Source organism: Pseudomonas sp. G(2018) (genome assembly GCF_005502415.1).
Classification (GTDB): Bacteria; Pseudomonadota; Gammaproteobacteria; order Pseudomonadales; family Pseudomonadaceae; genus Aquipseudomonas.
Genome location: NZ_SCOO01000016.1, coordinates 1 through 22,383 on the forward strand (window position 1 = coordinate 1; position 22,383 = coordinate 22,383).

Annotated in this window: 21 protein-coding genes; 10 read left to right on the forward strand and 11 right to left on the reverse strand. The window is 61.1% G+C overall.

The features are described 5' to 3' along the window. The 5 genes from FFS64_RS16550 to FFS64_RS16570 form a co-directional block, all read right to left on the reverse strand. The coding region (locus FFS64_RS16550) for an acyl-CoA dehydrogenase (protein WP_137806267.1) at positions 1 to 776 on the reverse strand (776 nt) is incomplete at its 3' end. A gap of 140 nt (positions 777 to 916) precedes the next feature. After that, the gene (locus tag FFS64_RS16555) at positions 917 to 2,110 is read right to left on the reverse strand and encodes an acetyl-CoA C-acyltransferase (RefSeq protein ID WP_137806268.1); all 1,194 of its coding nucleotides are present in this window, start codon (positions 2,108 to 2,110) and stop codon (positions 917 to 919) included. 12 nt (positions 2,111 to 2,122) lie between these two features. After that, on the reverse strand, positions 2,123 to 2,884 hold the full coding sequence (locus FFS64_RS16560; RefSeq protein WP_137806269.1) for an SDR family NAD(P)-dependent oxidoreductase: 762 nt from the start codon (positions 2,882 to 2,884) through the stop codon (positions 2,123 to 2,125). Positions 2,885 to 2,900: 16 nt separating this feature from the next. Beyond that, positions 2,901 to 4,565, reverse strand: coding sequence for an AMP-binding protein (locus FFS64_RS16565; RefSeq protein ID WP_137806270.1), 1,665 nt, complete (start codon positions 4,563 to 4,565; stop codon positions 2,901 to 2,903). A 202-nt stretch (positions 4,566 to 4,767) separates the two neighbouring features. Continuing rightward, complete coding sequence (locus FFS64_RS16570) at positions 4,768 to 5,784, reverse strand: AraC family transcriptional regulator (RefSeq protein WP_137806271.1); 1,017 nt, start codon at positions 5,782 to 5,784, stop codon at positions 4,768 to 4,770. A 285-nt stretch (positions 5,785 to 6,069) separates the two neighbouring features. Between FFS64_RS16570 and efeU the strand changes: the two genes are divergently transcribed. Further along, a complete protein-coding gene (gene efeU / locus FFS64_RS16580; protein WP_137806272.1) occupies positions 6,070 to 6,927 on the forward strand; it encodes an iron uptake transporter permease EfeU in 858 nt (285 codons plus the stop codon). Positions 6,928 to 7,042: 115 nt separating this feature from the next. Here efeU and pssA read toward each other — a convergent pair whose 3' ends face one another. After that, positions 7,043 to 8,386, reverse strand: coding sequence for a CDP-diacylglycerol--serine O-phosphatidyltransferase (pssA, locus tag FFS64_RS16585; RefSeq protein WP_137806273.1), 1,344 nt, complete (start codon positions 8,384 to 8,386; stop codon positions 7,043 to 7,045). Between the two features lie 216 nt (positions 8,387 to 8,602). Between pssA and FFS64_RS16590 the strand changes: the two genes are divergently transcribed. The 3 genes from FFS64_RS16590 (at position 8,603) to FFS64_RS16605 (ending at position 10,719) form a co-directional block, all read left to right on the forward strand. After that, positions 8,603 to 9,166 carry a TetR/AcrR family transcriptional regulator gene (locus tag FFS64_RS16590; RefSeq protein ID WP_137806274.1) on the forward strand — a complete coding sequence of 188 codons (564 nt, stop codon included), beginning with the start codon at positions 8,603 to 8,605 and terminating at the stop codon, positions 9,164 to 9,166. Positions 9,167 to 9,222: 56 nt separating this feature from the next. Next, positions 9,223 to 9,699, forward strand: coding sequence for a nuclear transport factor 2 family protein (locus FFS64_RS16595; RefSeq protein WP_137806275.1), 477 nt, complete (start codon positions 9,223 to 9,225; stop codon positions 9,697 to 9,699). 240 nt (positions 9,700 to 9,939) lie between these two features. Beyond that, positions 9,940 to 10,719 carry a TSUP family transporter gene (locus tag FFS64_RS16605; RefSeq protein WP_095194783.1) on the forward strand — a complete coding sequence of 260 codons (780 nt, stop codon included), beginning with the start codon at positions 9,940 to 9,942 and terminating at the stop codon, positions 10,717 to 10,719. Here FFS64_RS16605 and nudC read toward each other — a convergent pair. Together nudC and FFS64_RS16615 are read right to left on the reverse strand one after the other, a co-directional pair. After that, positions 10,687 to 11,517: an NAD(+) diphosphatase gene (gene nudC / locus FFS64_RS16610; protein ID WP_137806277.1), complete on the reverse strand. Its 831-nt coding sequence runs from the start codon at positions 11,515 to 11,517 to the stop codon at positions 10,687 to 10,689. The genes FFS64_RS16605 and nudC overlap by 33 nt on opposite strands. Before the next feature lie 7 nt (positions 11,518 to 11,524). Next, positions 11,525 to 12,337: a crotonase/enoyl-CoA hydratase family protein gene (locus FFS64_RS16615; protein ID WP_137806278.1), complete on the reverse strand. Its 813-nt coding sequence runs from the start codon at positions 12,335 to 12,337 to the stop codon at positions 11,525 to 11,527. A 438-nt stretch (positions 12,338 to 12,775) separates the two neighbouring features. Between FFS64_RS16615 and FFS64_RS16620 the strand changes: the two genes are divergently transcribed. The 3 genes from FFS64_RS16620 to FFS64_RS16630 are packed head-to-tail and all read left to right on the forward strand — an operon-like array spanning position 12,776 to position 14,619. Beyond that, positions 12,776 to 13,309 (forward strand): M48 family metallopeptidase, encoded by a 534-nt coding sequence (locus tag FFS64_RS16620; protein WP_137806279.1) that lies wholly within the window; start codon positions 12,776 to 12,778, stop codon positions 13,307 to 13,309. Between the two features lie 54 nt (positions 13,310 to 13,363). Then, complete coding sequence (locus FFS64_RS16625) at positions 13,364 to 13,861, forward strand: sigma-70 family RNA polymerase sigma factor (RefSeq protein WP_218571086.1); 498 nt, start codon at positions 13,364 to 13,366, stop codon at positions 13,859 to 13,861. Next, positions 13,858 to 14,619 carry an anti-sigma factor gene (locus tag FFS64_RS16630; protein ID WP_137806280.1) on the forward strand — a complete coding sequence of 254 codons (762 nt, stop codon included), beginning with the start codon at positions 13,858 to 13,860 and terminating at the stop codon, positions 14,617 to 14,619. Before FFS64_RS16625 ends, FFS64_RS16630 begins: the two co-directional genes overlap by 4 nt. Positions 14,620 to 14,682: 63 nt before the next feature. On the opposite strand, the gene FFS64_RS16635 is transcribed toward FFS64_RS16630, so the two are convergent. From FFS64_RS16635 to FFS64_RS16645, 3 genes are all read right to left on the reverse strand, one after another. Continuing rightward, on the reverse strand, positions 14,683 to 14,949 hold the full coding sequence (locus tag FFS64_RS16635) for a hypothetical protein (protein WP_137806281.1): 267 nt from the start codon (positions 14,947 to 14,949) through the stop codon (positions 14,683 to 14,685). Positions 14,950 to 15,058: 109 nt separating this feature from the next. Next, positions 15,059 to 16,357 carry an ATP-binding protein gene (locus FFS64_RS16640; RefSeq protein WP_137806282.1) on the reverse strand — a complete coding sequence of 433 codons (1,299 nt, stop codon included), beginning with the start codon at positions 16,355 to 16,357 and terminating at the stop codon, positions 15,059 to 15,061. Between the two features lie 4 nt (positions 16,358 to 16,361). After that, positions 16,362 to 17,063, reverse strand: a complete 702-nt coding sequence (locus FFS64_RS16645) for a response regulator transcription factor (RefSeq protein WP_137806283.1) — start codon at positions 17,061 to 17,063, stop codon at positions 16,362 to 16,364. A 291-nt stretch (positions 17,064 to 17,354) separates the two neighbouring features. Between FFS64_RS16645 and FFS64_RS16650 the strand changes: the two genes are divergently transcribed. The 3 genes from FFS64_RS16650 (at position 17,355) to FFS64_RS16660 (ending at position 22,372) form a co-directional block, all read left to right on the forward strand. Beyond that, positions 17,355 to 18,512, forward strand: coding sequence for an efflux RND transporter periplasmic adaptor subunit (locus FFS64_RS16650; protein ID WP_137806284.1), 1,158 nt, complete (start codon positions 17,355 to 17,357; stop codon positions 18,510 to 18,512). Between the two features lie 15 nt (positions 18,513 to 18,527). After that, positions 18,528 to 21,626: an efflux RND transporter permease subunit gene (locus FFS64_RS16655; protein ID WP_137806285.1), complete on the forward strand. Its 3,099-nt coding sequence runs from the start codon at positions 18,528 to 18,530 to the stop codon at positions 21,624 to 21,626. A 104-nt stretch (positions 21,627 to 21,730) separates the two neighbouring features. Beyond that, on the forward strand, positions 21,731 to 22,372 hold the full coding sequence (locus FFS64_RS16660) for a DUF1345 domain-containing protein (RefSeq protein ID WP_137806286.1): 642 nt from the start codon (positions 21,731 to 21,733) through the stop codon (positions 22,370 to 22,372). Positions 22,373 to 22,383 lie beyond the last annotated feature (11 nt).

Sequence of the window (22,383 nt, forward strand, 5' to 3'; positions counted from 1 at the left end):
GCCGCTTCGAAGGCGGCGCGGGCCATGCCCACCGATTGCGAAGCGATGCCGACACGCCCGCCTTCGAGGTTGGCCAGGGCGATCTTGTAACCCTCGCCTTCTTCGCCCAAGCGGTTGGCCACCGGAACTTTCACGTCTTCAAACAGAATCTGGCAAGTGTCGGACGCATGCTGGCCGAGTTTGTCTTCGACCCGGGCGACTTTGTAACCCGGCGAATCGGTCGGCACGATCAGTGCCGTGATCCCGCGTTTGCCGGCACTCGGGTCAGTGACGGCGAACACAATCACCACCCCGGCGTTCTGCCCGGAGGTGATGAACTGTTTGCAGCCGTTGAGTACGTAGTGATCGCCTTCCAGGCGCGCACGGGTTTTCAGGCCGCTGGCGTCGGAACCGGCCTGGGGCTCGGTCAAGGCGAATGCACCGAGCATCGCGCCACTGGCCAGTGGCTTGAGGAAGCGCTCTTTCTGGTCGTCGTTGCCGTAGTTGAGGATCGGCACGCAACCCACCGAGTTGTGCACGCTCATGATGGTCGAGCAGGCACCGTCGCCGGCGGCGATTTCTTCCAGGGCCATGGCGTAGGCCAGGTAACCGGTGTCGCAACCGCCCCACTGCTCCGGTACCAACATGCCGAAGAAGCCCAGCTCGGCCATCTCGCCGATGGCTTCCTTGGGGAAGCGATGTTCGCGGTCCCATTCGGCGGCGAAGGGTTTCAGCCGCTCCTGGGCAAACTGCCGGGCCGCGTCGCTGATCTGAAGTTGTTCGTCATTGGGGATCATGATCAATCCTTAAAATCCGGGGTACGACACAGAACTCTGTGGGAGCCAGCCTGCTGGCGATGGCGTCGTGTCAGTCAATATCTACCTTCAGGACGCACCGTCATCGCCAGCAGGCTGGCTCCCACAGGGGTAAGGCTGGCCTAGTAAAGGCATTCCACGGCCATCGCCGTCGCTTCACCACCACCAATACAGATCGCCGCCACGCCACGCTTCAAGCCTTTCTGGCGCAGGGCCGAGAGCAAGGTCACCAGAATCCGCGCGCCGGACGCACCGATCGGGTGGCCCAGGGCACAAGCGCCGCCGTGCACGTTGAGCTTCTCATGAGGAATTTCCAGGTGGGTCATCGCGGCCATGCCGACCACGGCGAAGGCTTCGTTGACTTCAACCAGGTCCACCTGATCCAGCGACCAGCCGGTTTTCTTCATCAGCTTCTTGATCGCGCCAATCGGCGCCACCGGGAACAGGCCCGGGGTATCGGCGAATGCCGCGTGGCCATGGATTACCGCCAGTGGCTTCAGACCACGCTTGTCGGCTTCGGAACGGCGCATCAGCACCAGTGCCGCCGCGCCGTCGGAAATCGAACTGGAGTTCGCCGCCGTCACGGTGCCGCCTTCGCGGAATGCCGGTTTCAGTGAGGCGATCTTGTCCAGTTTGGCTTTCGGTGGCTGCTCGTCGTTGCTGATCACCACTTGTTCCTTGCCGACGGTGACAGTCAACGGCACGATCTCGTCCTTGAAGCTGCCATCCTTGATCGCCTGCTGCGCGCGGGTGGTCGAGGCTATGGCGAACGCATCCTGGGCTTCGCGGCTGAAGTCGTTGGTTTCAGCGCAGTCTTCGGCAAAGGTGCCCATCAGGCGGCCTTTATCGTAGGCATCTTCCAACCCATCAAGGAACATCGAATCGAGCACGCGGCCGTGGCCCATCCGATAGCCGCTGCGAGCGCGGTCCAGCAGGTAGGGCGCGTTGGACATGCTTTCCATGCCGCCGGCAATCACCACATCGGCGCTGCCAGCCAACAGCATGTCATGGGCCAGGATGGCGGTTTCCATACCAGAGCCGCACATCTTGTTCACGGTGGTGCAGCGGGTCGACTTGTCCAGCCCCGCACCCAGCGCCGCCTGACGCGCGGGGGCCTGGCCCAGACCGGCGGGCAATACGCAACCGAACAGCACTTCATCGACCGCATCCGGTGCCACACCGGCGCGCTCGACGGCGGCCTTGATCGCGGCGGCACCGAGTTGCGGTGCAGTCAGGCTTTTGAGTTCGCCTTGGAAACCGCCCATCGGGGTGCGGACGGCGCTGACGATAACGATTGGATCATTTGCGATAGTCATGACAAATCCTCCTTATTTGGCCGCCATGCGCAAGGCACCGTCAAGACGGATCACCTCGCCATTGAGCATGCTGTTTTCAATGATATGCCTGACCAGCTGCGCATACTCGGCCGGTTTGCCCAGGCGCGGCGGGAATGGCACGCCGGCCGCCAGGGAGTCGCGGACTTCCGGGGTCATGCCGGCCATCATCGGCGTTTCGAAAATGCCCGGGGCGATGGTCATCACGCGAATGCCGAAACGCGCCAGCTCACGGGCAGCGGGCAAGGTCAGGCTGACGATGGCGCCTTTGGATGCCGCGTAGGCCGCCTGGCCGATCTGGCCGTCGTACGCCGCCGCCGACGCGGTGTTGATGATCACGCCGCGCTCGCCATCGGCGTCCGCTTCGGTCTCGGCAATCGCCGCCGACGCCAGGCGCAGCATGTTGAAACTGCCGATCAGGTTGACGTTGATCACCTGGCTGAAACTCGAGAGTGCGTGCGGACCGTTCTTGCCGAGGATCTTCTCGCCGCGCACGATGCCCGCGCAGTTGACCAGGCCATTGAGACCGCCAAAGGCCTTGACCGTCGCCTGCACCGCCGCTTCAGCCGCTGCTTCGTCGCTGATGTCCGCCACCACGCTTTGCGCGCCCAAACGCTGGGCCTGCGCCGCGACAGCTTCGGCGTTCATGTCCACCAGCATCACTTTGGCACCGGCGCCGACCAGCATTTCAGCGGTGGCTGCGCCCAGGCCGGAAGCACCGCCGGTGACGAGAAAAACCTTGTTTTCGATCTGCATCATTGTTTCCTTGGATTCAAGCTGAAACGTTCTTCGCCGCGGCCTCTTGAGCCTTGGCGATTTCCTGGTTGCGCAAGATAAAGCGCTGCAATTTGCCGCTTGGGGTTTTCGGCAACTCGCTGACAAATTCGATTTCACGGGGGTACGAGTGCGCCGCCAGGCGCTTGCGCACGTGTTGGCGCAACTCTTCGGCCAGTTCCGGTGCAGCGCGGTATTGCGCGCTGAGCACCACGAAGGCCTTGACCAGCTCGGTCCGTTCCGGATCGGGTTTGCCGACCACCGCCGCTTCCACTACCGCCGGGTGTTCGATCAAGGCACTTTCCACGTCGAACGGGCCGACGCGATAACCGGAAGTGGTGATCACGTCATCGCTGCGACCGACGAAGCTGATGCTGCCGTCCGGGTTCCATTCGACGGTATCGCCACTCAGGTAATAGTTGCCGACGAAGGCCTTGGTCGGTGCGCCTTGGTAACCGGCGAACCAGCACATTGGCGACTGGGTACGGTCGATGGCCAGGATGCCCGGCTGGCCGACACCCAGTTCCTTGTATTCATCGTCCAGCACCACGATGCGGTGGCCGGGCGAGGCAAAACCGGCGGCGCCCATATGAATCGGATGTTCCAGGCCATGGTGGTTGCACAGAACCATGCCCAGTTCTGTCTGGCCGTAGTGGTCATGAATCACCACGCCGAGGTTGTCGGCGAACCAGCGGATCACTTCCGGGTTCAGCGGTTCACCGGCGCTGCTGACGATGCGCAGCTTGCCTTTGATCGACTTGGCGAACTCGTCGCCGCCGGCAATCAACAGGCGGTAAGCGGTGGGCGAACCGGTGAGGTTGGTGATTGCGTATTTGTTGATCACCCGGCAGGTGCTTTCGAGGGTGAACGGGCCATCGTAGAAGGTGATCGGGTGCCCCATGGCCATCGGCCCGGTGACACCGAAATAGATGCCATAGGCCCAGCCCGGATCGGCAACGTTCCAGAACGCATCTTCCGGACGCAGATCCACGGCGTCGCGGGTGTAGCTCTCGAAGGCGACGATGGCCTTGAGCGGCACCGACAGCGCTTTCGACGGGCCGGTGGTGCCCGAGGTGAACATCAGCAGGAACGGGTCTTCACCGGTGAGCATTACCGGTTCACAGACGTTGGAATGGTTGGCCAGTTCGGCCCAGAAGCTGTAATCGCCCCGCACAATGCCCTGCCCCTTGGGGCCGGCGACGGTGACGATGGTCGGGCAATCGGCGACTTCGGCGAGTTTCGGCCGGTTGACCGCGTCGGTGACCACCACTTTGGCGCCCGAGCTGCCGAGGCGATGTTCGATGGCTTTCGGGCCGAAGGCGGTGAACAGCGGCTGGTAGACCGCGCCGATGCGCCAGGTGGCGAACACGGTGATCAGCAATTCGATGTTACGTGGCAGCAGGCCTGCGACCTTGTCGCCCTTCTGCACGCCCTGGCTCAAGAGGAAATTGGCGAAACGCGCGGCCTTGTCCTGCAGGTCGCTGAAGGTGTACGTCGCGCTGGCACCATCGCGGCCTTCCCAGAACAGCGCAATGCGTCCCGGCAAGGCATGCCGGTCGCAACACTCGATACAGGCGTTGAGGGCGGTCAGATCGCCTGCGAGTGCGGCGTCGACGGTGTGCTGATAATCGAACTGTGAAACAGCAGACAAGTAATCGCGCATTGCCAGAATCCCTCTATGTTTTTATTAGGTTGGGGGAACCTTATCCAACAGAGAAATACTCGCTCTGCGCGGGGGGTGGGGCAATGGTCAAAGTTATCAAGTTGCTTGACTGGTTTGGCCAAGGTTCAAGCGATGCAGTGGCTGGACGGGCGCCTTCGCTGGCTTGCCAGCGATGAGGGCGGCCCGGTCAACACATGTCGGATCAGGAGGCTTCGTTGAGGATCAAACTGCGGTAATGCCCCGGATTGGAGCCCGACCACTTGCGAAACGCCTTGTAGAACGAACTCGCATCGGCAAACCCCAGCCGGGTGGCGATTTCGCTGAAGCTGATGCTCGGCTCCGCCAGCCAGACGATGGCCAGTTCCTTGCGCACACTGTCCTTGAGTCCCTGATAGCTCTGGCCTTCCTCCGCCAGTCGCCGGCGCAGGGTCGAGGCCGACATGCATAGGCGTTGCGCCAGCGCTTCGGTTTCCGGCCATTGTTCGGCGGGCAGTAGTCGCAGATCGTGCTTGATCCGGCTGGCCAGGCTTTCCGGATCGCGATACTTCACCAGAATATTGGCCGGCGCATGGGCCAGGAAACGCTTGAGTTCTTCAGCGCTGCGCTTGATCGGCAGATCCAGGCAATCGGCAGAGAAAATCATCCGCGTACGTGGCCGGTCGAAACGCAGGTTCTCGGAAAACATCACTTGATAGTCGTCGCAGAAATCCGGCTGCGGGCAACGCAACTCAATGGCCAGAATCGGGATCCGACGTCCCGCCAGCCAGCAGGCCACGCCGTGCACGATCATCCAGTAGGTGAAGTAGGTGAAGGCCCGGCGCGGCTCGTGGTCGTCTTCGAGCAACACGATTTCCGCCAGGCTTTGCTGACGCACCAGTTCGGCGGGCATGCGTTCGAGCATCAGCGACAGAAACCCCAGGCCACTGGTGAGCCCCGCCGCCAGGCTCGGCTGAACCATGGCGCAACGACAGAGAAACTCAAGGCTGCCGGACTTGAGCTTGCGCGGGTCCATGCCGAAAAACTCATCGTCGCCCCGTCGCGCCAGCAAACGCCAAAGTCGCGCATAGGCGGCGGCCGGCACCCTGGCAGTGCCGTTTTGCAGGAGGACAGGATCGATGCCGACCTTGTTCAACGCCTCTTCGGTGGCGACGCCCGGGGCGCAACTCTGCAATAGCGCTTCACGCACCAGTTGAATGGAAATGGTGTCTTTTTCCGACATTGAGCGAGGTGTGCCCTGTTCTTGTTTGGGTGGTGGGCATATTAGCGCAGCCCGCCAAGGCAAAGGAGATCCTGTGGGAGCTGGCTTGCCCGCGATGGCGATTGATGATCCGACATCTCTTTTGAATGTAATACCGTCATCGCGGGCAAACCCGCTCCCACAGGGTATGCAGTGTTCTTCAAGGTTGTTCAGCTTAGGTTCAGCTAAATGTCAATCACTGCCATTTGGGAATAAGTGTCATCATGCTACAACTTAGCACCCTATCTATTGCTGACACGGTGCTGAATGTTCGTTCCCTTTCTGATCATGTTGCGCGAAGGCATTGAGGCCGCATTGATCGTCGGCATCATCGCCAGTTACCTGAAACAGACCGGTCGCGGCCAGTGGCTGCCCGCCGTGTGGATCGGCGTATTTCTCGCCGCCGCCCTGGCGCTGCTGGTCGGTGGCGGCCTGGAACTGGTCAGCGCCGAGTTTCCGCAGAAACAACAGGAACTGTTTGAAGGCGTGGTCGGGCTGGTGGCCGTCGGTATCTTGAGTTCGATGGTGTTCTGGATGCGCAAGGTCTCACGTTCGATCAAGCATTCGCTGCACGCTTCTCTTGATCAGGCACTGACCGGTTCCAGGCATCAGGTAACCGCACTGATCGCCATGGTGTTTTTCGCCGTGGCCCGGGAAGGCCTGGAAACCGTATTTTTCCTGCTCGCGGTGTTCCAGCAAAGCGAAGGTCCGGCAGCCCCGATCGGCGCCCTGCTCGGCCTGATCCTGGCAATCATCGTCGGCGTCCTGATCTACAGCGGCAGCATGCGCCTGAACCTCGGCGCGTTCTTGCGCTGGACCGGCCTGTTCATCCTCGTGGTGGCCGCCGGGATCCTTGCCAACTCCGTACAAGCGCTGCATGAAGCCGGCGTGTGGAATCACCTGCAAACCGTGCTCTTCGACATCAGCGCGACGCTGCCGATGGACGGCCCGCTGGGCTCGGTGCTGGCCGGGATGTTCGGTTACCAGGATACCCCGACAGTCAGCACGCTCAGCGCTTATCTGATTTACCTGGCGGTGGCGCTGGTGATGTTCTTTCTCCCCGCCCCTGTGCCAGACACCAACCCTTGTGGGAGCGAGCCCGCTCGCGAAGGTCGTCAACGATAACGCGTAAACGCCAGATAACCAGCGGTGGTTTTTTTCGCGAGCAGGCTCGCTCCCACATTGGATTTGTGTTCGACAAATAACCCCTGTGGGAGCGAGCCTGCTCGCGAATGCTTTTTTACAGAATGCGGTAGAGCAACCGCTCGATCCGCACGCGGCTCACTCGCTTGAGAAACTTGGCCACCCCCGCCGGGTACTCGGGCAATGTTTCCAGGTCCTGATAACGCTCGATGCGCGTCGTGTGCTGGAAGATCTCTTTCAACTCCTTGCGGCGGGACTCAAGCAACTCGCCTTTCGGGTCATCGAGCAACAAGGCGTTTTCCAGATCGAGGCGGAACGCCCGCGGGTTGAGGTTGTTGCCGGTCAGCAAGGTGAAACGCTTGTCCACCCACATGCCTTTAAGGTGGTAAGTGTTGTCGCCATCCTTCCACAGGTGCAGGTTCAACTGGCCGCTGTCGATGTTGCGTTGATGGCGTTTGGCGAAGCGGCGCAGGCTGATTTCGTAGAGGTACGGCAGCGCCGCGATCACCTTGAACGGCTCGTTCGGCGGAATGTAGAAGTCGTTGGCGGTCTTGTCGCCGACCACGATGTCGATCTTCACGCCACGGGCCAGCGCCCGGTTGATTTCCCGGGTCACGGCCAGCGGCAGGTTGAAGTACGGCGTGCAGATGGTCAGTTGATGCTGGGTGCTGGCGATCAGTTCGCAAATCACCCGGCTCAGCGGGTTGTTCTTGCCCACGCCCAATAACGGGCTCACCGACAGACCGCCCTTATCCGTCGTGCCCTCGGTGGTGTCGTACGTGGCGTGCTTGAGCCGGCTGCGCAGGTCGCCGATGTCGTTGCGCAGGCTGCGGGTGGTCGGCAGGTTCGGCAGATCGAGACGATGCACGGCTTTGGAAGCCACCAGGCCATGCTGAACCAGATGCTGCATCGAGTCGGCCAAGGCACGGTTGTGCAACAGGTGATAGCGGTCGTAACGGTATTTGTCGAACTTGTGCAGGTAGACGTTGTTCAGGCTCGCGCCGCTGTAGATCACGCAGTCATCGATGACGAAGCCCTTCAGGTGCAATACGCCGAACAGTTCGCGGGTCTGCACCGGCACGCCGTAGACCGGAACTTCGCTTGCGTGGGTGCGGGTCATTTCCTGATACCACGCCGAATTGCCCGGTTGCTTGCCGGCACCGATCAAACCGCGCTGGGCGCGCAGCCAGTCGACGACCACCACCACGTCCAGTTGCGGACGCTTGAGTTTGGCGGCGTGCAAGGCATCGAGAATGTCCTGGCCGGCCTCATCCTGTTGCAGGTACAGCGCAACGATATAGATACGCTGTGTGGCGCTGGCAATTTTTTCCAGCAGGCAACGACGGAACTCGGCAGCGCCAGAGAGGATGGTGACGGCATCGGCTGTCAGCGGAAAACTGCGCAGTTTTGGCAGCAGGGAGCGTTTGAAAAGCAACGGCATAGGGCTCGCAATCGGGTCGAATCCAGAGAGTTCGAGAGCTTACACCATCGTCTGGTCCGGGTCTTGTTACTGTCTGTAATGGCCCCATCGCCAGCAGGCTGGCTCCCACATTTGGAACTCGTACACCTGTGGGAGCCAGCCTGCTGGCGATGGCAATTCATCTGACACAACAAAAAACATTTGACCAAGGAGAACGATCGTTCTACTGTTAGCCACATGAACGATATTACTAGCAACGACACACGCGACATCATTCTGGATGTCACCGAAAAGTTGATCTACAAAAGTGGCATTGCCGCCACGGGCATGGATCTTCTGGTGAAAACCGCCGGCGTCTCCAGAAAAAGCATCTACCGCTACTTCGCCAACAAGGAGGAGCTCACCGTCGCGGCCCTGCAACGTCGGGACCAACGCTGGATGCACTGGTACAGAAGCGAAGTCGACCAGGCTGAAACGCCGGCCGACCGCCTGCTCAACCTGTTTACCGTGCTCAAGTCCTGGTTCGTCTCCGAAGGCTTTCGCGGCTGCGCGTTCATCAACACCAGCGGCGAAACCGGCGATCCGCAAGACCCGGTTCGCCTGGTCGCCAAGGACCACAAACAGAAGCTGCTCGACTACGTGTGCGAGCTGTGTACCGAACATGGCGCCGAAGATCCGCAGCTGCTGGCCAAACAGCTGCTGATCCTGATTGACGGTGCCATAACCGTGGCGCTTGTAATGGGTGATCACAGTGCCGCCGATAATGCGCAATGCATGGCGCGAAAGTTATTGGACCTGTAACAACTTAATCAAGCCCGACAACTTGCTCTAACGTTAATCTTCTACGGAGACTTGAAATGTCTAATGCCGAAGTTCGTCCGCCATTGCCGCCCTTCACCCGTGAATCGGCCATCGAAAAAGTTCGCCTGGCCGAAGACGGCTGGAACTCCCGCGACCCGGAGCGCGTGTCGCTGGCCTACACCCTGGACACCAAATGGCGTAACCGCGCCGAGTTCGCCTACAACCGCGAAGAAGCCAAGGGTTTCCTGACCCGTAAATGGGCCAAGGAACTCGAGTATCGCCTGATCAAGGAACTCTGGGCGTTCACCGACAACCGCATCGCCGTGCGTTATGCCTATGAGTGGCGCGACGATTCGGGCAACTGGTTCCGTTCCTATGGCAACGAAAACTGGGAGTTCAACGAGCATGGCTTGATGGCCAACCGCTTTGCCTGCATCAACGACATGCCGATCAAGGAAAGCGAGCGCAAGTTCCACTGGCCACTGGGGCGTCGTCCTGACGATCATCCGGGGCTGTCGGATCTCGGCCTCTAATTTCACAAGTCTAGACATACAAGCGAGCCTGCTCGCGAAGGGGCCGTCAGATTCAACATCCATGTTGACTGATACACCGCTTTCGCGAGCAGGCTCGCTCCCACAAGGGGAAACGCCTTTCAACTGTGGGAGCCTGCTCGCGAAGAGGCCGGACAGGTCGCCGCAAAGGCGGGATATGGGTAAGATATCGGCCCTTCCCCGCAGCCCGTTTCGCTGCACCCTGCCGATTAAGCCGATTCCATGCCTTTCGAACTCAGCGTTGACCTCACCACCCTGGCCATTCTGGCCCTTGTCGCTTTCATTGCCGGATTCATCGACGCCATTGCCGGCGGCGGCGGTCTATTGACCACCCCGGCCTTGCTCACCGCCGGCCTGCCACCGCACTTGGTGCTGGGCACCAACAAGCTGAGTTCGACCTTCGGCTCGGCCACCGCCAGTTTCACCTTTTACCGTCGCAAGCTGTTTCATCCCCGGCAGTGGATGCACGCCATCGTCGGCACCCTGGTCGGCGCCCTGACCGGTGCCGTGGTCGCGCATTACCTGCCGGCGGAATGGCTGAACAAAATGCTCCCGGTGATCGTCTTCGCCTGCGGCCTTTACCTGTTGTTTGGCGGCACGCCGAAAGCGCCGCTGGACAGCAACGCACCGATCAAGAAAAAGTGGCAATCGACCCAGGGCTTCAGCCTCGGTTTCTACGATGGCGTGGCCGGTCCCGGCACCGGTGCGTTCTGGACCGTCAGCAGCCTGCTGATGTACCCGATCGATCTGGTCAAGGCCAGCGGCGTGGCGCGCAGCATGAACTTCGTCAGCAACATTGCGGCGCTGTCGGTGTTCGTGTTTTCCGGGCAGGTGGACTGGATCATCGGCCTGTGCATGGGCCTGTCGGTGATGGTCGGCGCCTTCTTCGGCGCTCGCACCGCCATCAGCGGCGGCGCGAAATTCATTCGTCCGGTGTTCATCACCGTGGTGCTGGGGCTGACCGTGCGGCTAGCCTGGCAACACTGGTTCAGCGTGGCCTAAACGCCGCGCCACGTAGACGTCGATCAGGTAACGGGCTATCGAGCGTGACGCCGGCAACGGCGGCAACGCGTGAACGTTGAACCACTGGGCGTCTTCGATTTCGTCTTCCTGACAGACGATCTCGCCGCCGGCGTACTCGGCATGGAAGCCGAGCATCATCGAGTGCGGGAACGGCCAGCACTGGCTGCCCATGTACTGGATGTTCTTCACTTCGATCCGCACTTCTTCGCGAACTTCGCGAATCAGGCAGTCCTCGGCCGATTCGCCTGGCTCGGCAAACCCCGCCAACGTGCTGTAGACCCCGGTGACGAACCGCGGCGAGCGTGCCAGCAGTACTTCATCACCTCGGGTCACCAGCACGATCATGCTCGGCGAAATCCGCGGGTAGCTGCGCAAATCGCAGGGCTGACAGTACATCGCCCGTTCGCGCGGCACCTGGGTCATGGCCTGACCGCAGTTGCCGCAAAAGCGGTGTTCACGGGCCCAGGTACCGATCTGCGCGGCGTAACCGAGTACCTTGTAGACCGTGTGATCGCCTTCGAGCATGAATGCCCGCAAGCCTTTCCAGTTGCAGCCCGACACGTCGCTGTGACTGCGCAACTCCAGCAGGTACACCGGCTCGCCATCAAGATGACCGATACCGTGTTCGGCGAGTATCGACAGGTCCTGGCGCTTGAGCCATTCACGGGGGAACAACGCGCCATTGTCATCGAACAGGAAACCTTCGGGGCTACGTGCCACGGCCCAGCCGCCAGGTTGATCGGTGTCCAGAACTGCAGTGGTCCAGCGTGAAGTCATTTTTCAATCAATCCAGAAATTCGGGTTTCTGTTTGCTCATATGGGCGGCCATGGCCACACGCAAGTCGGTGGATTGCAGCATGGCGGCGTTCCAGGTAGCGACGTATTCGAGGCCGTCATCGATGCGATGGTCGCGCATGTAGCTGATCATCTCCTTGGTGCCGGTGACGGCAATCGGCGACTTGCCTGCAATCTCGCGGGCAATGCCCATGACGCCGTCGAGCAGGCTGGCGGTGTCGCTGTAGACGCGATTGACCAGGCCCATGCCACGCGCTTCGTCGGCGCCGAAGGTGCGACCAGTGTAAGCCAGTTCACGCAGCATGCCGTCACCAATGATTCGCGGCAAGCGTTGCAGCGTGCCGACGTCAGCGGCCATGCCGATGTCGATTTCCTTGATCGAGAACTGCGCGTCTTCGGCGGCGTAACGCATGTCGCAGGCGGCGATCAGGTCGATGGCGCCGCCCAGGCAGTAACCCTGAATGGCCGCGAGTACCGGTTTGCGGCAGTTGTCGACGGCGTTGAACGACGCCTGCAGGGTGAGGATCTTGCGTCGCAGCAGACGCGCATTACGCCCGACGTCCTTGCCCAGTTCATTGGCTACGCCAGCCAGCATCATCAGGTCGATGCCCGAGGAAAAGTGTTTGCCGGCGCCGCTGAGGACCACCACGCGCACTTCGTCGGTGTCGTCGACCCACTGGAAGATCTCGACGATTTCGCTCCAGAACGCAGCGTTCATCGAGTTGATCTTTTCCGGGCGATTGATCTGCACATGAGCGATTTTATCGACCAGTTCGACGGTGAACGCGGTGTATTGAGACATGCCGGTGATCCTTTTAGCGGGCAAAAAAGAGACCCGACTATAACAAGGCATGGAGGTGGGCAGTAAGGCAGTGGTTCGGCCAAAAGCGGGACTTCTTTCGGATGATGCGGTGCATGTGCCGGCCCCATCGCTGGCAAGCCAGCTCCCACATGTTTTGGGGTGCCTCCACATTTTTGACTAACACAAATCCTGTGGGAGCTGGCTTGCGGTCTTGTAGCCGGTGGCCGCGGCGTGGTGAATGTGATCTTTCATGGCAAAACTCCAGATCGACGAAGATGCCAACGAGCATAACCCTTCGAATTGAGCTTTCCTTGCACGGAACGCCACAAAAAAATGAATAATTGTTCACGCTGTGGTGTTCAAGTTTAGCGGGTCACCGGCTCTCGACTTTTTCGGCCTGTTCGATGTCCCAACCCTGACACCCGTGGAGCATTGTCCATGATTAGCCGTTATTCGATGTTCACCGTTGCGCTGACATTGGCGACTGTCCTGCCCGGCTCGCACGCCTGGGCCAACGGCGAGGAAGACACCCCGGCCAAACCCCGGTGCCCCAGAGATCAGGTCTACGACACCAAGTCGCACAAATGCGTCAAGCAGTCCAGCAACCGGGTGTCCGATGCAGACCGTACAGATTACGCATATCAACTGGCCAAGGACGGACGCTACGAAGAAGCGCTGGCATTGCTCGACACGCTCAAGGAACCCGACACCGCCAAGGCCTTGAACTATCGCGGCTACGCCACACGTAAACTGGGCCGCACTGATGAAGGCATCGGTTTTTACCTGCAATCGGTCAAGCTCGACCCGCACTACGCAAAGGTCCGCGAGTATCTCGGCGAAGCCTACGTCATCAAGGGTCAACTGGATCTCGCCCAGGAACAGTTGCAGACAATCAAATCGATCTGCGGCAACACCACCTGCGAGGAATACCAGGACCTGGCCGAAGCCATCAACGACTCATCGAAAACCTGATATCCCGAAATAACGGAGGCCGTTATCGCCAGCGATCAGGCAATACGGACAGAATTGGGCCAGCACCTGGCGCGTTTGTGGCGCTACGGTCTGCTGCTGTCCCGGCAGCGGCACGTCGCCGAAGACCTGGTGCAAGCCACCTGCGTGCGGGCGCTGGAACGCGCCGGCCAATTTGAGTCGGGCACGCGCATGGACCGTTGGCTGATGAGCATTCTGCATTCGATCTGGCTCAACGAGGTGCGTGCGCGGCGGGTGCGTCACGGCCAAGGCACAATAGAGGGTGATGAGGTGTTGTCGTTCGACGGTGAGTACGTGGTGCAAACCCATGTCATGGCGGCGCAAATCATCCGCCGTGTGGATGCGCTGCCTGAAGCCCAGCGCGAAACGGTGTTTCTGGCCTATGTCGAAGGCTTGTCCTACCGCGAAGTCGCCGACGTGCTGCAAGTGCCCATCGGCACCGTCATGAGCCGCCTGGCCGCCGCCCGAGGCAAACTCGCTGAATACCCGCCGTTGCAATCGGTGTCCAACCCTTCCACCGGAGAACGTCGATGAACGCGCCAATCCCGGATGAGCAACTGGTGGCGTACCTGGACGACCAACTCGACGCCGAACAGCGCCGGCGCATCGACGCGGCCGTGGCCGAAGACCCGATGCTCGGCCTGCGCCTGCAATGGCTCAACCGCAGCAGCCTGCCGTTCAAGGCAGCCTACGACGAACTGGGGCGCCAGGCACCGGTGGATCGCCTGCAAGCCATGCTCGACACCCTGCCCTCGCCGGCCCGTCCGGCACTCAATCGCCGCTGGTTCCTCGCGGCGGCGGCCGGGTTGGTCGTGAGTGGCGTGCTGGCGGACCGACTGTTTCTCGGCTGGCAAGCGAGCCAGGAAAATAGCAGCTGGCGCCAATTGGTGGCGGACTACATGGTGCTTTACGTCCCGCAAACCCTTGAGCATTTGCCCAACGACGAAGCCGCCCAACGCCTGCAACTGCGCACCATCGACAAGCGCCTGGGCTTGCACCTCGTGCCCGCACAGTTGACCTTGCCCCGCGCCGAATTCAAACGCGCGCAAATCCTCGAATACGACGGCGTACCCATCGCCCAGATCAACTTCCTCGATCCGATCCATGGACCGATGGCGCTGTGCATCACCCGCTCCAACAGCGGCAGCCGGGACTTCGCCCAGGAGCGTCGGCACGAGATGAACATCGTTTACTGGGCTGACATGGAACATGCGTGGATGTTGATCGGGCGTAATCCGATGGCGGAGCTGGAGGGTATGGCCAAGGCGTTGCGCACCCGCTTGAGCGCCTGACGTTTTGACCTTCAGACCGTCTTCGCGGACAAGCCGGAACAGTTGCCACAGAATACCCGTCGATCAGGCAGTTCTGCTGCCAGACTTCACAAGGTCCTGCGCCCTCGGAAATTCCCCTGAAGAATCCAGTACCAACGTGTATTTCACCTTGTCGCCCACGAAAAAATGATCCTGTCCCCCCGGCGTGAGATTGGGGCCGATCCTGACCGCCAGCCTGGAACAGCCGTCATCCGGCATGACCATGGCGAACTTCGTCCACAGGGTATCGACCCAGACTATCCTGATCGCGTTGATCGTCCCTTTGCCAATTCTTGTTGTTGACGCTTCCATCTCCACCCTCCAGTCATCAGTGCGTGGCGCGACATCCTGACTGCACAGGGACCATGAAACGCCCAAATGGCAAAGGTGACTACTGTCAGGTTTGACAGGTTATGTGGTGTCAAACCGACGTCGGCAACCACAACCGAAACCGCGCCCCGCCCAACGGCGAGGCTTCGACGGTCAAGGTCCCGCCCTGAGCCTCCAGCGCCCGGCGACTGATCGCCAGCCCCAGACCAAAGCCGCCCGTGGCGCGATCCCGGCTGCGATCGAGGCGGTAGAACGGCTCGAAAATCCGCTCGCGCTCGTCATCCGGTATGCCGATGCCGTCATCGTCCACCCAGATCTCACAGCCCTTGGGGGATACCTGCACACCGATCTGGATGCGCTTTTCGCAGTAACGCATGGCGTTGCGCAAGAGGTTTTGCAAGGCGCGGGCGGTCAGGCGCGGGTCGAGGATGAAGCGTTCGAGCTGGCCATGCAGCAGCACGTCGATGACGATGTCCGGTGATTGGTCGTCGTCGACGCTGCCCAAGATGCTGTCGATGAATTCATCCAGCGACACTTCCACCTGTTCCGGCACCCGCGCCGGGTTTTGCAGGCGACTGTAGGACAGCAGTTCCAGCACCAATTCGTCGAGTTCGCGAATGTGATCCACCAACCCTTGCAGGCGCTGGCGGCTGGTGGCCGGCAAGTCGTCGGACAGGGCCAGGGCCAGGCCGAAATCCAGGCGGGTCAAGGGTGTGCGCAGTTCGTGGGACACCGCGTTGAGCAGGTCGCGCTGCTGGTTCAGCAGGTTTTCGATATCACCGGCCATGGTGTCGAAGACGTTGGCCAGGCTACCGATGTTGGAATGGGCGGGAATCTGCGTGCGCTCGCTCAACTGGCCTTTGCCGAAGCGCTCTGCGGTGCCCTTGAGTCGTTCCAGATCACGCCAGTGCGGCCGCAGCCACAGCAACAGGCACGCGAGCATGGTCGCGCCAATCAGCACGTTGATGCTCCAGTACAACAGGCTGACGTCCATCGGGTCCGGCGGCACCACCATTTGCACCACGGTGTGCTCGTTCAACGGCGCCACCGCGAGGGTGCGCCAACCCCAGTCGCCGATGCGCACGACGTTCTCGCCGCGCTGCAATCGTTGCTGCTCATCGAGGGACAAATCAGGATCGTCGTTGGCGCTGAGTACGATGTGCAGCGGATGGAACTCCTTGTCCATCTCCGCCGCCAACGCTGGCCAATCTTCGGTCGGCACCGCCTTGAACTGTTTGACGATGAGGGTTTGCAGCCCTCGGGAGTAATCGAGGTTGTAGGTGAGAAAACGCTCCTGGAACACCTTGATCACCAGGTCCGGCACCAGATAGATCGCCGCGCTGTACGAAATGATCGTCACCAGATACAGACGAAACAGCAGTCTGAACATGACCTCAGCATTCCCATTCGGAACGGCTGAACAGGTAACCCTTGCCCCACACGGTCTTGATCTTGCGCGCCTCGCCGGCATGATCGTCGAATTTGCGCCGCAGCTTGGAGATTGCCACGTCCACCGAACGGTCGGTGCCGTTGAACTCGATGCCGCGCAGGCGTTGCAGGATCTGGTCTCGGCTCAGCACCTCGCCGGCATGCCGGGCCAGCACCACCAACAGATTGTATTCGCCGCTGGACAGTTCCACCGGCTGCTCGCGCCAGGTCACGGTGCGCTCGGACAGGTCGATGCACAGGTTGCCCATCAAGATACGGTCATTGGCGGTCTGCGGTTCGCTGAGACTGCTGCGTCGCAGCAAGGTACGCACCCGGGCCAGCAATACCCGTGGCTCGCAGGGCTTGGTGACGTAGTCGTCGGCGCCCATTTCCAGGCCCAGCACCTGATCGTGGCTGTCGTCGCGGGCGGTGAGCATCAGGATCGGCAGCGTCGCGGAGTCGGCACGCAGCAGGCGACAGACTTGCAGGCCGTCGAGACCGGGCAGCATCAGGTCGAGGATCACCAGATCCGGTGGCGTGACCCGCGCCCGCTCGCGCACCTGATCGCCACGGCTGATGACGCTGACGCAATAGCCGTTGCGTTCCAGGTAGCTGGCGATCAGTTCGGCAAGGGCGGTGTCGTCTTCGACCAGGAGGATGTTGGGCATGGGTGTTTCCAGAAAGTGCAGTGGCGTCAGTCAGGGCCTCATCGCTGGCAAGCCAGCTCCCACAGGGTCCGGTGTGTACATAAATGATGTGAACACCATCAACCACTGTGGGAGCTGGCTTGCCAGCGATAGCGGCCTGACAGGCGCAATAAATTTCAAGGCTTGAAGGATATACGCCCCCGCACACTCCTGAGTAAAACCCTTACACAATTTCACACAGCGCCAACAAAGCTTCACCGCTCCGCTCACCGCCGCCCAGTAGGATGCCGGGGGTCATTATTGGGGTAATTCATGTCTAAGAATCTGCTTGCCAGACTCAGCCTTCTGGCCCTGGCGTTGACGCTGAGTGCGTGCGACAAGGCCTCGACCGCCGAAGAACAGGCGCCGTTGGCCAGTGTTCGTGTCGAGACTGTCGAAGCCCGGCCGCTATCGATCACCAGTGAGCTGAGCGGACGCATCGCCGCGCCGCGCATCGCCGAAGTCCGTGCCCGTGTGGCCGGCGTGGTCCTGCAGCGCACTTTCCGCGAAGGCAGCGACGTGAAAAAAGGCGATGTGCTGTTCCGCATCGACCCGGCACCGTTCAAGGCTGACCTGGACAGTGCCGAAGCAGCGTTGCGCAAGGCCGAAGCCAACGCATTCCAGGCCCGGTTGCAAGAACAGCGTTACGCGCAATTGATCGACGACAAGGCCATCAGCGGCCAGGACTACGACAACGCCCGGGCCACTGCGCGACAGACCGCCGCCGACGTTGCCGCCAGCAAGGCTGCCGTTGAACGGGCGAAATTGAACCTTGGCTACGCCACCGTCACCGCACCGATTTCCGGGCGCATCGGCCGTGCGCTGGTCACCGAAGGCGCATTGGTCGGGCAGAACGAAACCACGCCACTGGCGCTGATTCAGCAGTTGAACCCGATCCACGCCGACCTCACCCAATCGACCCGCGAACTCAACGATCTGCGCCGCGCCCTCCGTTCCGGCCAGTTGCAGGCGGTCGGCCAGGGCCAGGCCAAAGCCACGCTGATTCAGGACGATGGCAGCCTCTACCCATTGCCGGGCAAGTTGCTGTTCAGCGACATCACGGTCGACCCGGGCACCGGCCAGATCATCCTGCGCAGCGAATTCCCCAACCCGGACCTCGACTTGCTGCCCGGCAGCTTTGTGCGGGTGCGCCTGGAGCAAGCGGTGAACCAGCAAGGCATCAGCGTGCCGCAACGGGCGATCCAGCGAGACAGTGCCGGCGTCGCGCAAGTGCTGCTGCTCGATGCCGAACAACGGGTCGGCCAGCAACCGGTGGAGTTGGGTGCGGTGCAGAACGATCGCTGGATCGTCACCAGTGGCCTCAAGCCCGGCGACCGCATTGTCATCGAAGGCCTGCAACACGCCAAACCCGGCGAAAAAGTGCAGATCGACGACACCCCTCTTCCACTTGCCCAGGTTTCTGGCCAGTAAGCAGGACGCTTGTTTATGCCGCAGTTCTTTATCGACCGCCCGGTGTTCGCCTGGGTGGTCGCCCTGTTCATCCTGCTGGCCGGTGCACTGTCCATCCCGCAGCTGCCGGTGGCGCAATACCCGGACGTCGCGCCGCCGCAAATCGAAATCTATGCCGTGTACCCCGGCGCTTCGGCGCAGACCGTCGACGAAAGCGTGGTCAGCCTGATCGAGGAAGAGCTCAACGGCGCTGATCACCTGCTGTATTTCGAGTCGCAAAGCAGCCTCGGCAGCGCGACGATCAAGGCGACGTTCCAGCCGGGCACCGATCCGGAAATGGCTCAGGTGGATGTGCAGAACCGCCTGAAAGTCGTGGAGTCGCGCCTGCCGCAAGCAGTCAATCAGCAAGGCTTGCAGGTGGAGAAAGTCTCCGCCGGCTTCCTGCTGTTGATCACCCTCACCTCCAGCGACGGCAAGCTCGACGACGTGGCGCTCAGCGACTATCTGGCGCGTAACGTGATGAACGAGATCAAGCGTCTGGACGGTGTCGGCAAGGCCCAGTTGTACGGCGCCGAACGGGCGATGCGCATCTGGATCGACCCGCAGAAACTGATCGGTTTCAACCTGACCCCCGCCGACGTCAACGCCGCCATCGTCGCGCAGAACGCCCAGGTTTCGGCGGGGAGCATCGGTGATTTGCCGAGCCGCACGACCCAGGAAATCACCGCAACCATTCTGGTGAAAGGTCAGCTGTCGACGCCCGAAGAATTCGCCGACATCGTGCTCAAGGCCAACCCGGACGGCTCGACGGTGCGCATCGCCGATGTCGCTCGGGTCGAGATCGGCAGTCAGGAATACCAGTTTTCCACGCGCCTGAACGGCAAGCCGTCGACCGCCGTCGGCGTGCAACTGTCGCCGGGGGCCAACGCCCTGAGTACCGCGACGCTGGTGCGGGCAAAGATGGATGAGCTGTCGCGCTACTTCCCGGCCAACGTCGAATACAAGATTCCCTACGATACGTCGCCCTTCGTCAAAGTCTCGATCACCAAAGTGGTCTACACCCTGCTTGAGGCGATGGTGCTGGTGTTCGCGGTGATGTTCCTGTTCCTGCAAAACATCCGCTACACGCTGATCCCGACCCTGGTGGTACCGGTGGCGTTGATGGGCACCTTCGCGACCATGCTGGCCCTGGGTTTCTCGATCAACGTGCTGACCATGTTCGGCATGGTGTTGGCCATCGGCATCCTGGTGGACGATGCGATCGTGGTGGTGGAGAACGTCGAGCGGATCATGGCCACCGAAGGCCTGTCGCCCAGGGACGCGACACGCAAGGCGATGAAGCAGATCACCGGCGCGATCATCGGTATCACCCTGGTGCTGGTGGCGGTATTCATTCCAATGGCGTTCATGCAGGGTTCGGTCGGCGTGATTTACCGGCAATTCTCGCTGTCGATGGCGACGTCGATCCTGTTCTCGGCCTTCCTCGCCCTGACCTTGACCCCGGCACTGTGCGCAACGCTGCTCAAGCCCATCGCCAAGGGCGAGCATCATGAAAAAACCGGGTTCTTCGGCGGGTTCAACCGCCGTTTCGAGCAACTCACCACGCGTTATCAAGGCTGGGTCGCCTATGCGTTGAAACGCAGCGGTCGTTATCTGTTGATCTATGGGGTACTGCTGGCGGGGCTGGGGCTGTGCTTCAGCCGTCTGCCCTCCTCGTTCCTGCCGGTGGAGGATCAGGGCTACACCATCACTGACATCCAGCTACCACCGGGCGCGAGCAAGAACCGCACGGTGCAGGTGGTCGAGCAGATCGAAGCGCACAACGCCACGGAACCGGGCGTTGGCGACAGCACGGTGATTCTCGGCTTCAGCTTCTCCGGCAGCGGCCAGAACGCGGCGCTGGCGTTTACCACGCTCAAGGACTGGTCCGAACGTGGCGGCGATGACTCGGCGAGTTCGATTGCCGATCGAGCCAACATCGCCCTGAGCCAGATCAAGGACGCCATGGCCTTTGCGGTCTTGCCGCCACCGGTGGATGGCCTCGGCACCTCGAGCGGCTTCGAGCTCCGCCTGCAGGACCGTGGCGGCCTCGGTCACGCCATGTTGATGCGCGCGCGCACCGAGCTGCTGGCGGCCGCCGAGAAGAGCCCGATCCTGATGAACGTGCGCGAAAGCGCCCTGGCCGAAGCACCGCAAGTGCAATTGATCGTCGACCGCAAACAGGCGAATGCGCTGGGCGTGTCCTTCGCCGATATCGGCAGTGTGCTGAACACCGCCGTCGGTTCCGCCTACATCAATGACTTCCCCAATCAGGGGCGCATGCAGCGGGTGGTGGTACAGGCTGAGGGCGATCAACGCAGTCAGGTCCAAGACCTGTTGAAGATCCACGTGCGCAACAACGCCGGGAACATGGTGCCGCTGTCGGCGTTTGTCCAGGCGAAATGGACCCAGGGGCCGGCACAGATGACCCGCTACAACGGCTATCCGGCGATCAGCATTTCCGGCGAGCCAAAGCCTGGGTACAGCACCGGTGAAGCGATGGCCGAAATCGAGCGCCTGGTTTCACTCGGCCCGGCGGGACTGGGCCAGGAATGGACCGGCCTGTCGTTGCAGGAACGCCTGTCCGGCAGTCAGGCGCCGATTCTGCTCGGTTTGTCGTTGCTGATTGTGTTCCTGTGCCTGGCGGCGTTGTACGAGAGTTGGTCGATACCGACCTCGGTGCTTTTAGTGGTGCCGCTGGGTGTGCTCGGCGCGGTATTGGCCGTGACGTTGCGTGGCATGCCCAACGACGTGTTTTTCAAGGTCGGCCTGATCACCATCATCGGCCTGTCGGCGAAGAACGCGATCCTGATCATCGAATTCGCCAAGAGCCTGGTCGACGAAGGCCACGACCTGATCGACGCCACCCTGCAAGCCGCACGCCTGCGGTTGCGGCCGATCGTCATGACCTCCCTGGCGTTCATCCTCGGCGTGGTTCCGCTGGCGATTGCCACCGGCGCCAGCTCGGCAAGCCAGCAAGCCATCGGCACCGGGGTGATCGGCGGCATGATCACCGCGACCCTGGCGGTGATATTTGTACCGGTGTTTTTTGTGGTGGTGATGAAGCTGGTGCGCAAGAGGCATAAGAAAATCTAACCAACACCACACTACCCTGGGGGAGCGGGCTTGCTTGCTAGAGTGTGGTCATACCTGATAACGCTGGGCTAAGGTGTTTGCATATCCCACCCCAACGAGCCTCCATGCCCTACCTCACCCACACCCACCCGCGTCTGTCCGCCGCCACCACGCTGGGCATCGCCGCGGGCATTCTGGTTCCCGCCGATTCCATCATTAGCAAAATCCTCATCGGCTGGAACGTCGGGGTCTGGACTTATCTGGTGCTGATGCTCTGGCTCACCGTGCGTTCCAAAGCCCCGGACGTGAAACGCATCGCCGAGATCGAAGACGAAAATGCCGGACTGGTGCTGTTCATCGTGTGCATCGCCGCCATCGCCAGCCTGGCCACCATCGCTTTCGAACTGGCCGGCAGCAAAGACCTGGAAACCACCCGCAAACTGCTGCATTACGGATTCACCGCGCTGACAGTGATCGGTTCGTGGCTGCTGATCGGGGTGATTTTCAGCGTGCACTACGCGCGATTGTTCTACACTTGGGACGGCAAGGAACCGGCGCTGCGCTTTGCCGAAGGATTGACCACGCCCAATTACTGGGATTTTTTGTACTTCTCGTTCACCCTCAGCGTGGCGGTACAAACATCGGATATCGGCGTGGCGACTCGGGAGTTGCGCAAGATTGTGCTGGCGCAATCGCTGATCGGCTTTCTGTTCAATACGGCGATTCTCGGGTTTTCGATCAACATCGCCGCCGGACTGTTCAACTGACCTTTGTGCAC

Coding starts and splice junctions, on each gene's coding strand:
- FFS64_RS16605 (WP_095194783.1), top strand. CDS start 9,940: ATGCCTTTCGAACTCAGCGTTGACCTCACCACCCTGGCCATTCTGGCC.
- FFS64_RS16560 (WP_137806269.1), bottom strand. CDS start 2,884: ATGCAGATCGAAAACAAGGTTTTTCTCGTCACCGGCGGTGCTTCCGGC.
- FFS64_RS16655 (WP_137806285.1), top strand. CDS start 18,528: ATGCCGCAGTTCTTTATCGACCGCCCGGTGTTCGCCTGGGTGGTCGCC.
- FFS64_RS16590 (WP_137806274.1), top strand. CDS start 8,603: ATGAACGATATTACTAGCAACGACACACGCGACATCATTCTGGATGTC.
- pssA (WP_137806273.1), bottom strand. CDS start 8,386: ATGCCGTTGCTTTTCAAACGCTCCCTGCTGCCAAAACTGCGCAGTTTT.
- FFS64_RS16555 (WP_137806268.1), bottom strand. CDS start 2,110: ATGACTATCGCAAATGATCCAATCGTTATCGTCAGCGCCGTCCGCACC.
- FFS64_RS16660 (WP_137806286.1), top strand. CDS start 21,731: ATGCCCTACCTCACCCACACCCACCCGCGTCTGTCCGCCGCCACCACG.
- FFS64_RS16595 (WP_137806275.1), top strand. CDS start 9,223: ATGTCTAATGCCGAAGTTCGTCCGCCATTGCCGCCCTTCACCCGTGAA.
- FFS64_RS16635 (WP_137806281.1), bottom strand. CDS start 14,949: ATGGAAGCGTCAACAACAAGAATTGGCAAAGGGACGATCAACGCGATC.
- FFS64_RS16615 (WP_137806278.1), bottom strand. CDS start 12,337: ATGTCTCAATACACCGCGTTCACCGTCGAACTGGTCGATAAAATCGCT.
- FFS64_RS16565 (WP_137806270.1), bottom strand. CDS start 4,565: ATGCGCGATTACTTGTCTGCTGTTTCACAGTTCGATTATCAGCACACC.
- FFS64_RS16620 (WP_137806279.1), top strand. CDS start 12,776: ATGATTAGCCGTTATTCGATGTTCACCGTTGCGCTGACATTGGCGACT.
- nudC (WP_137806277.1), bottom strand. CDS start 11,517: ATGACTTCACGCTGGACCACTGCAGTTCTGGACACCGATCAACCTGGC.
- FFS64_RS16650 (WP_137806284.1), top strand. CDS start 17,355: ATGTCTAAGAATCTGCTTGCCAGACTCAGCCTTCTGGCCCTGGCGTTG.
- FFS64_RS16645 (WP_137806283.1), bottom strand. CDS start 17,063: ATGCCCAACATCCTCCTGGTCGAAGACGACACCGCCCTTGCCGAACTG.
- FFS64_RS16570 (WP_137806271.1), bottom strand. CDS start 5,784: ATGTCGGAAAAAGACACCATTTCCATTCAACTGGTGCGTGAAGCGCTA.
- FFS64_RS16640 (WP_137806282.1), bottom strand. CDS start 16,357: ATGTTCAGACTGCTGTTTCGTCTGTATCTGGTGACGATCATTTCGTAC.
- FFS64_RS16630 (WP_137806280.1), top strand. CDS start 13,858: ATGAACGCGCCAATCCCGGATGAGCAACTGGTGGCGTACCTGGACGAC.
- efeU (WP_137806272.1), top strand. CDS start 6,070: ATGTTCGTTCCCTTTCTGATCATGTTGCGCGAAGGCATTGAGGCCGCA.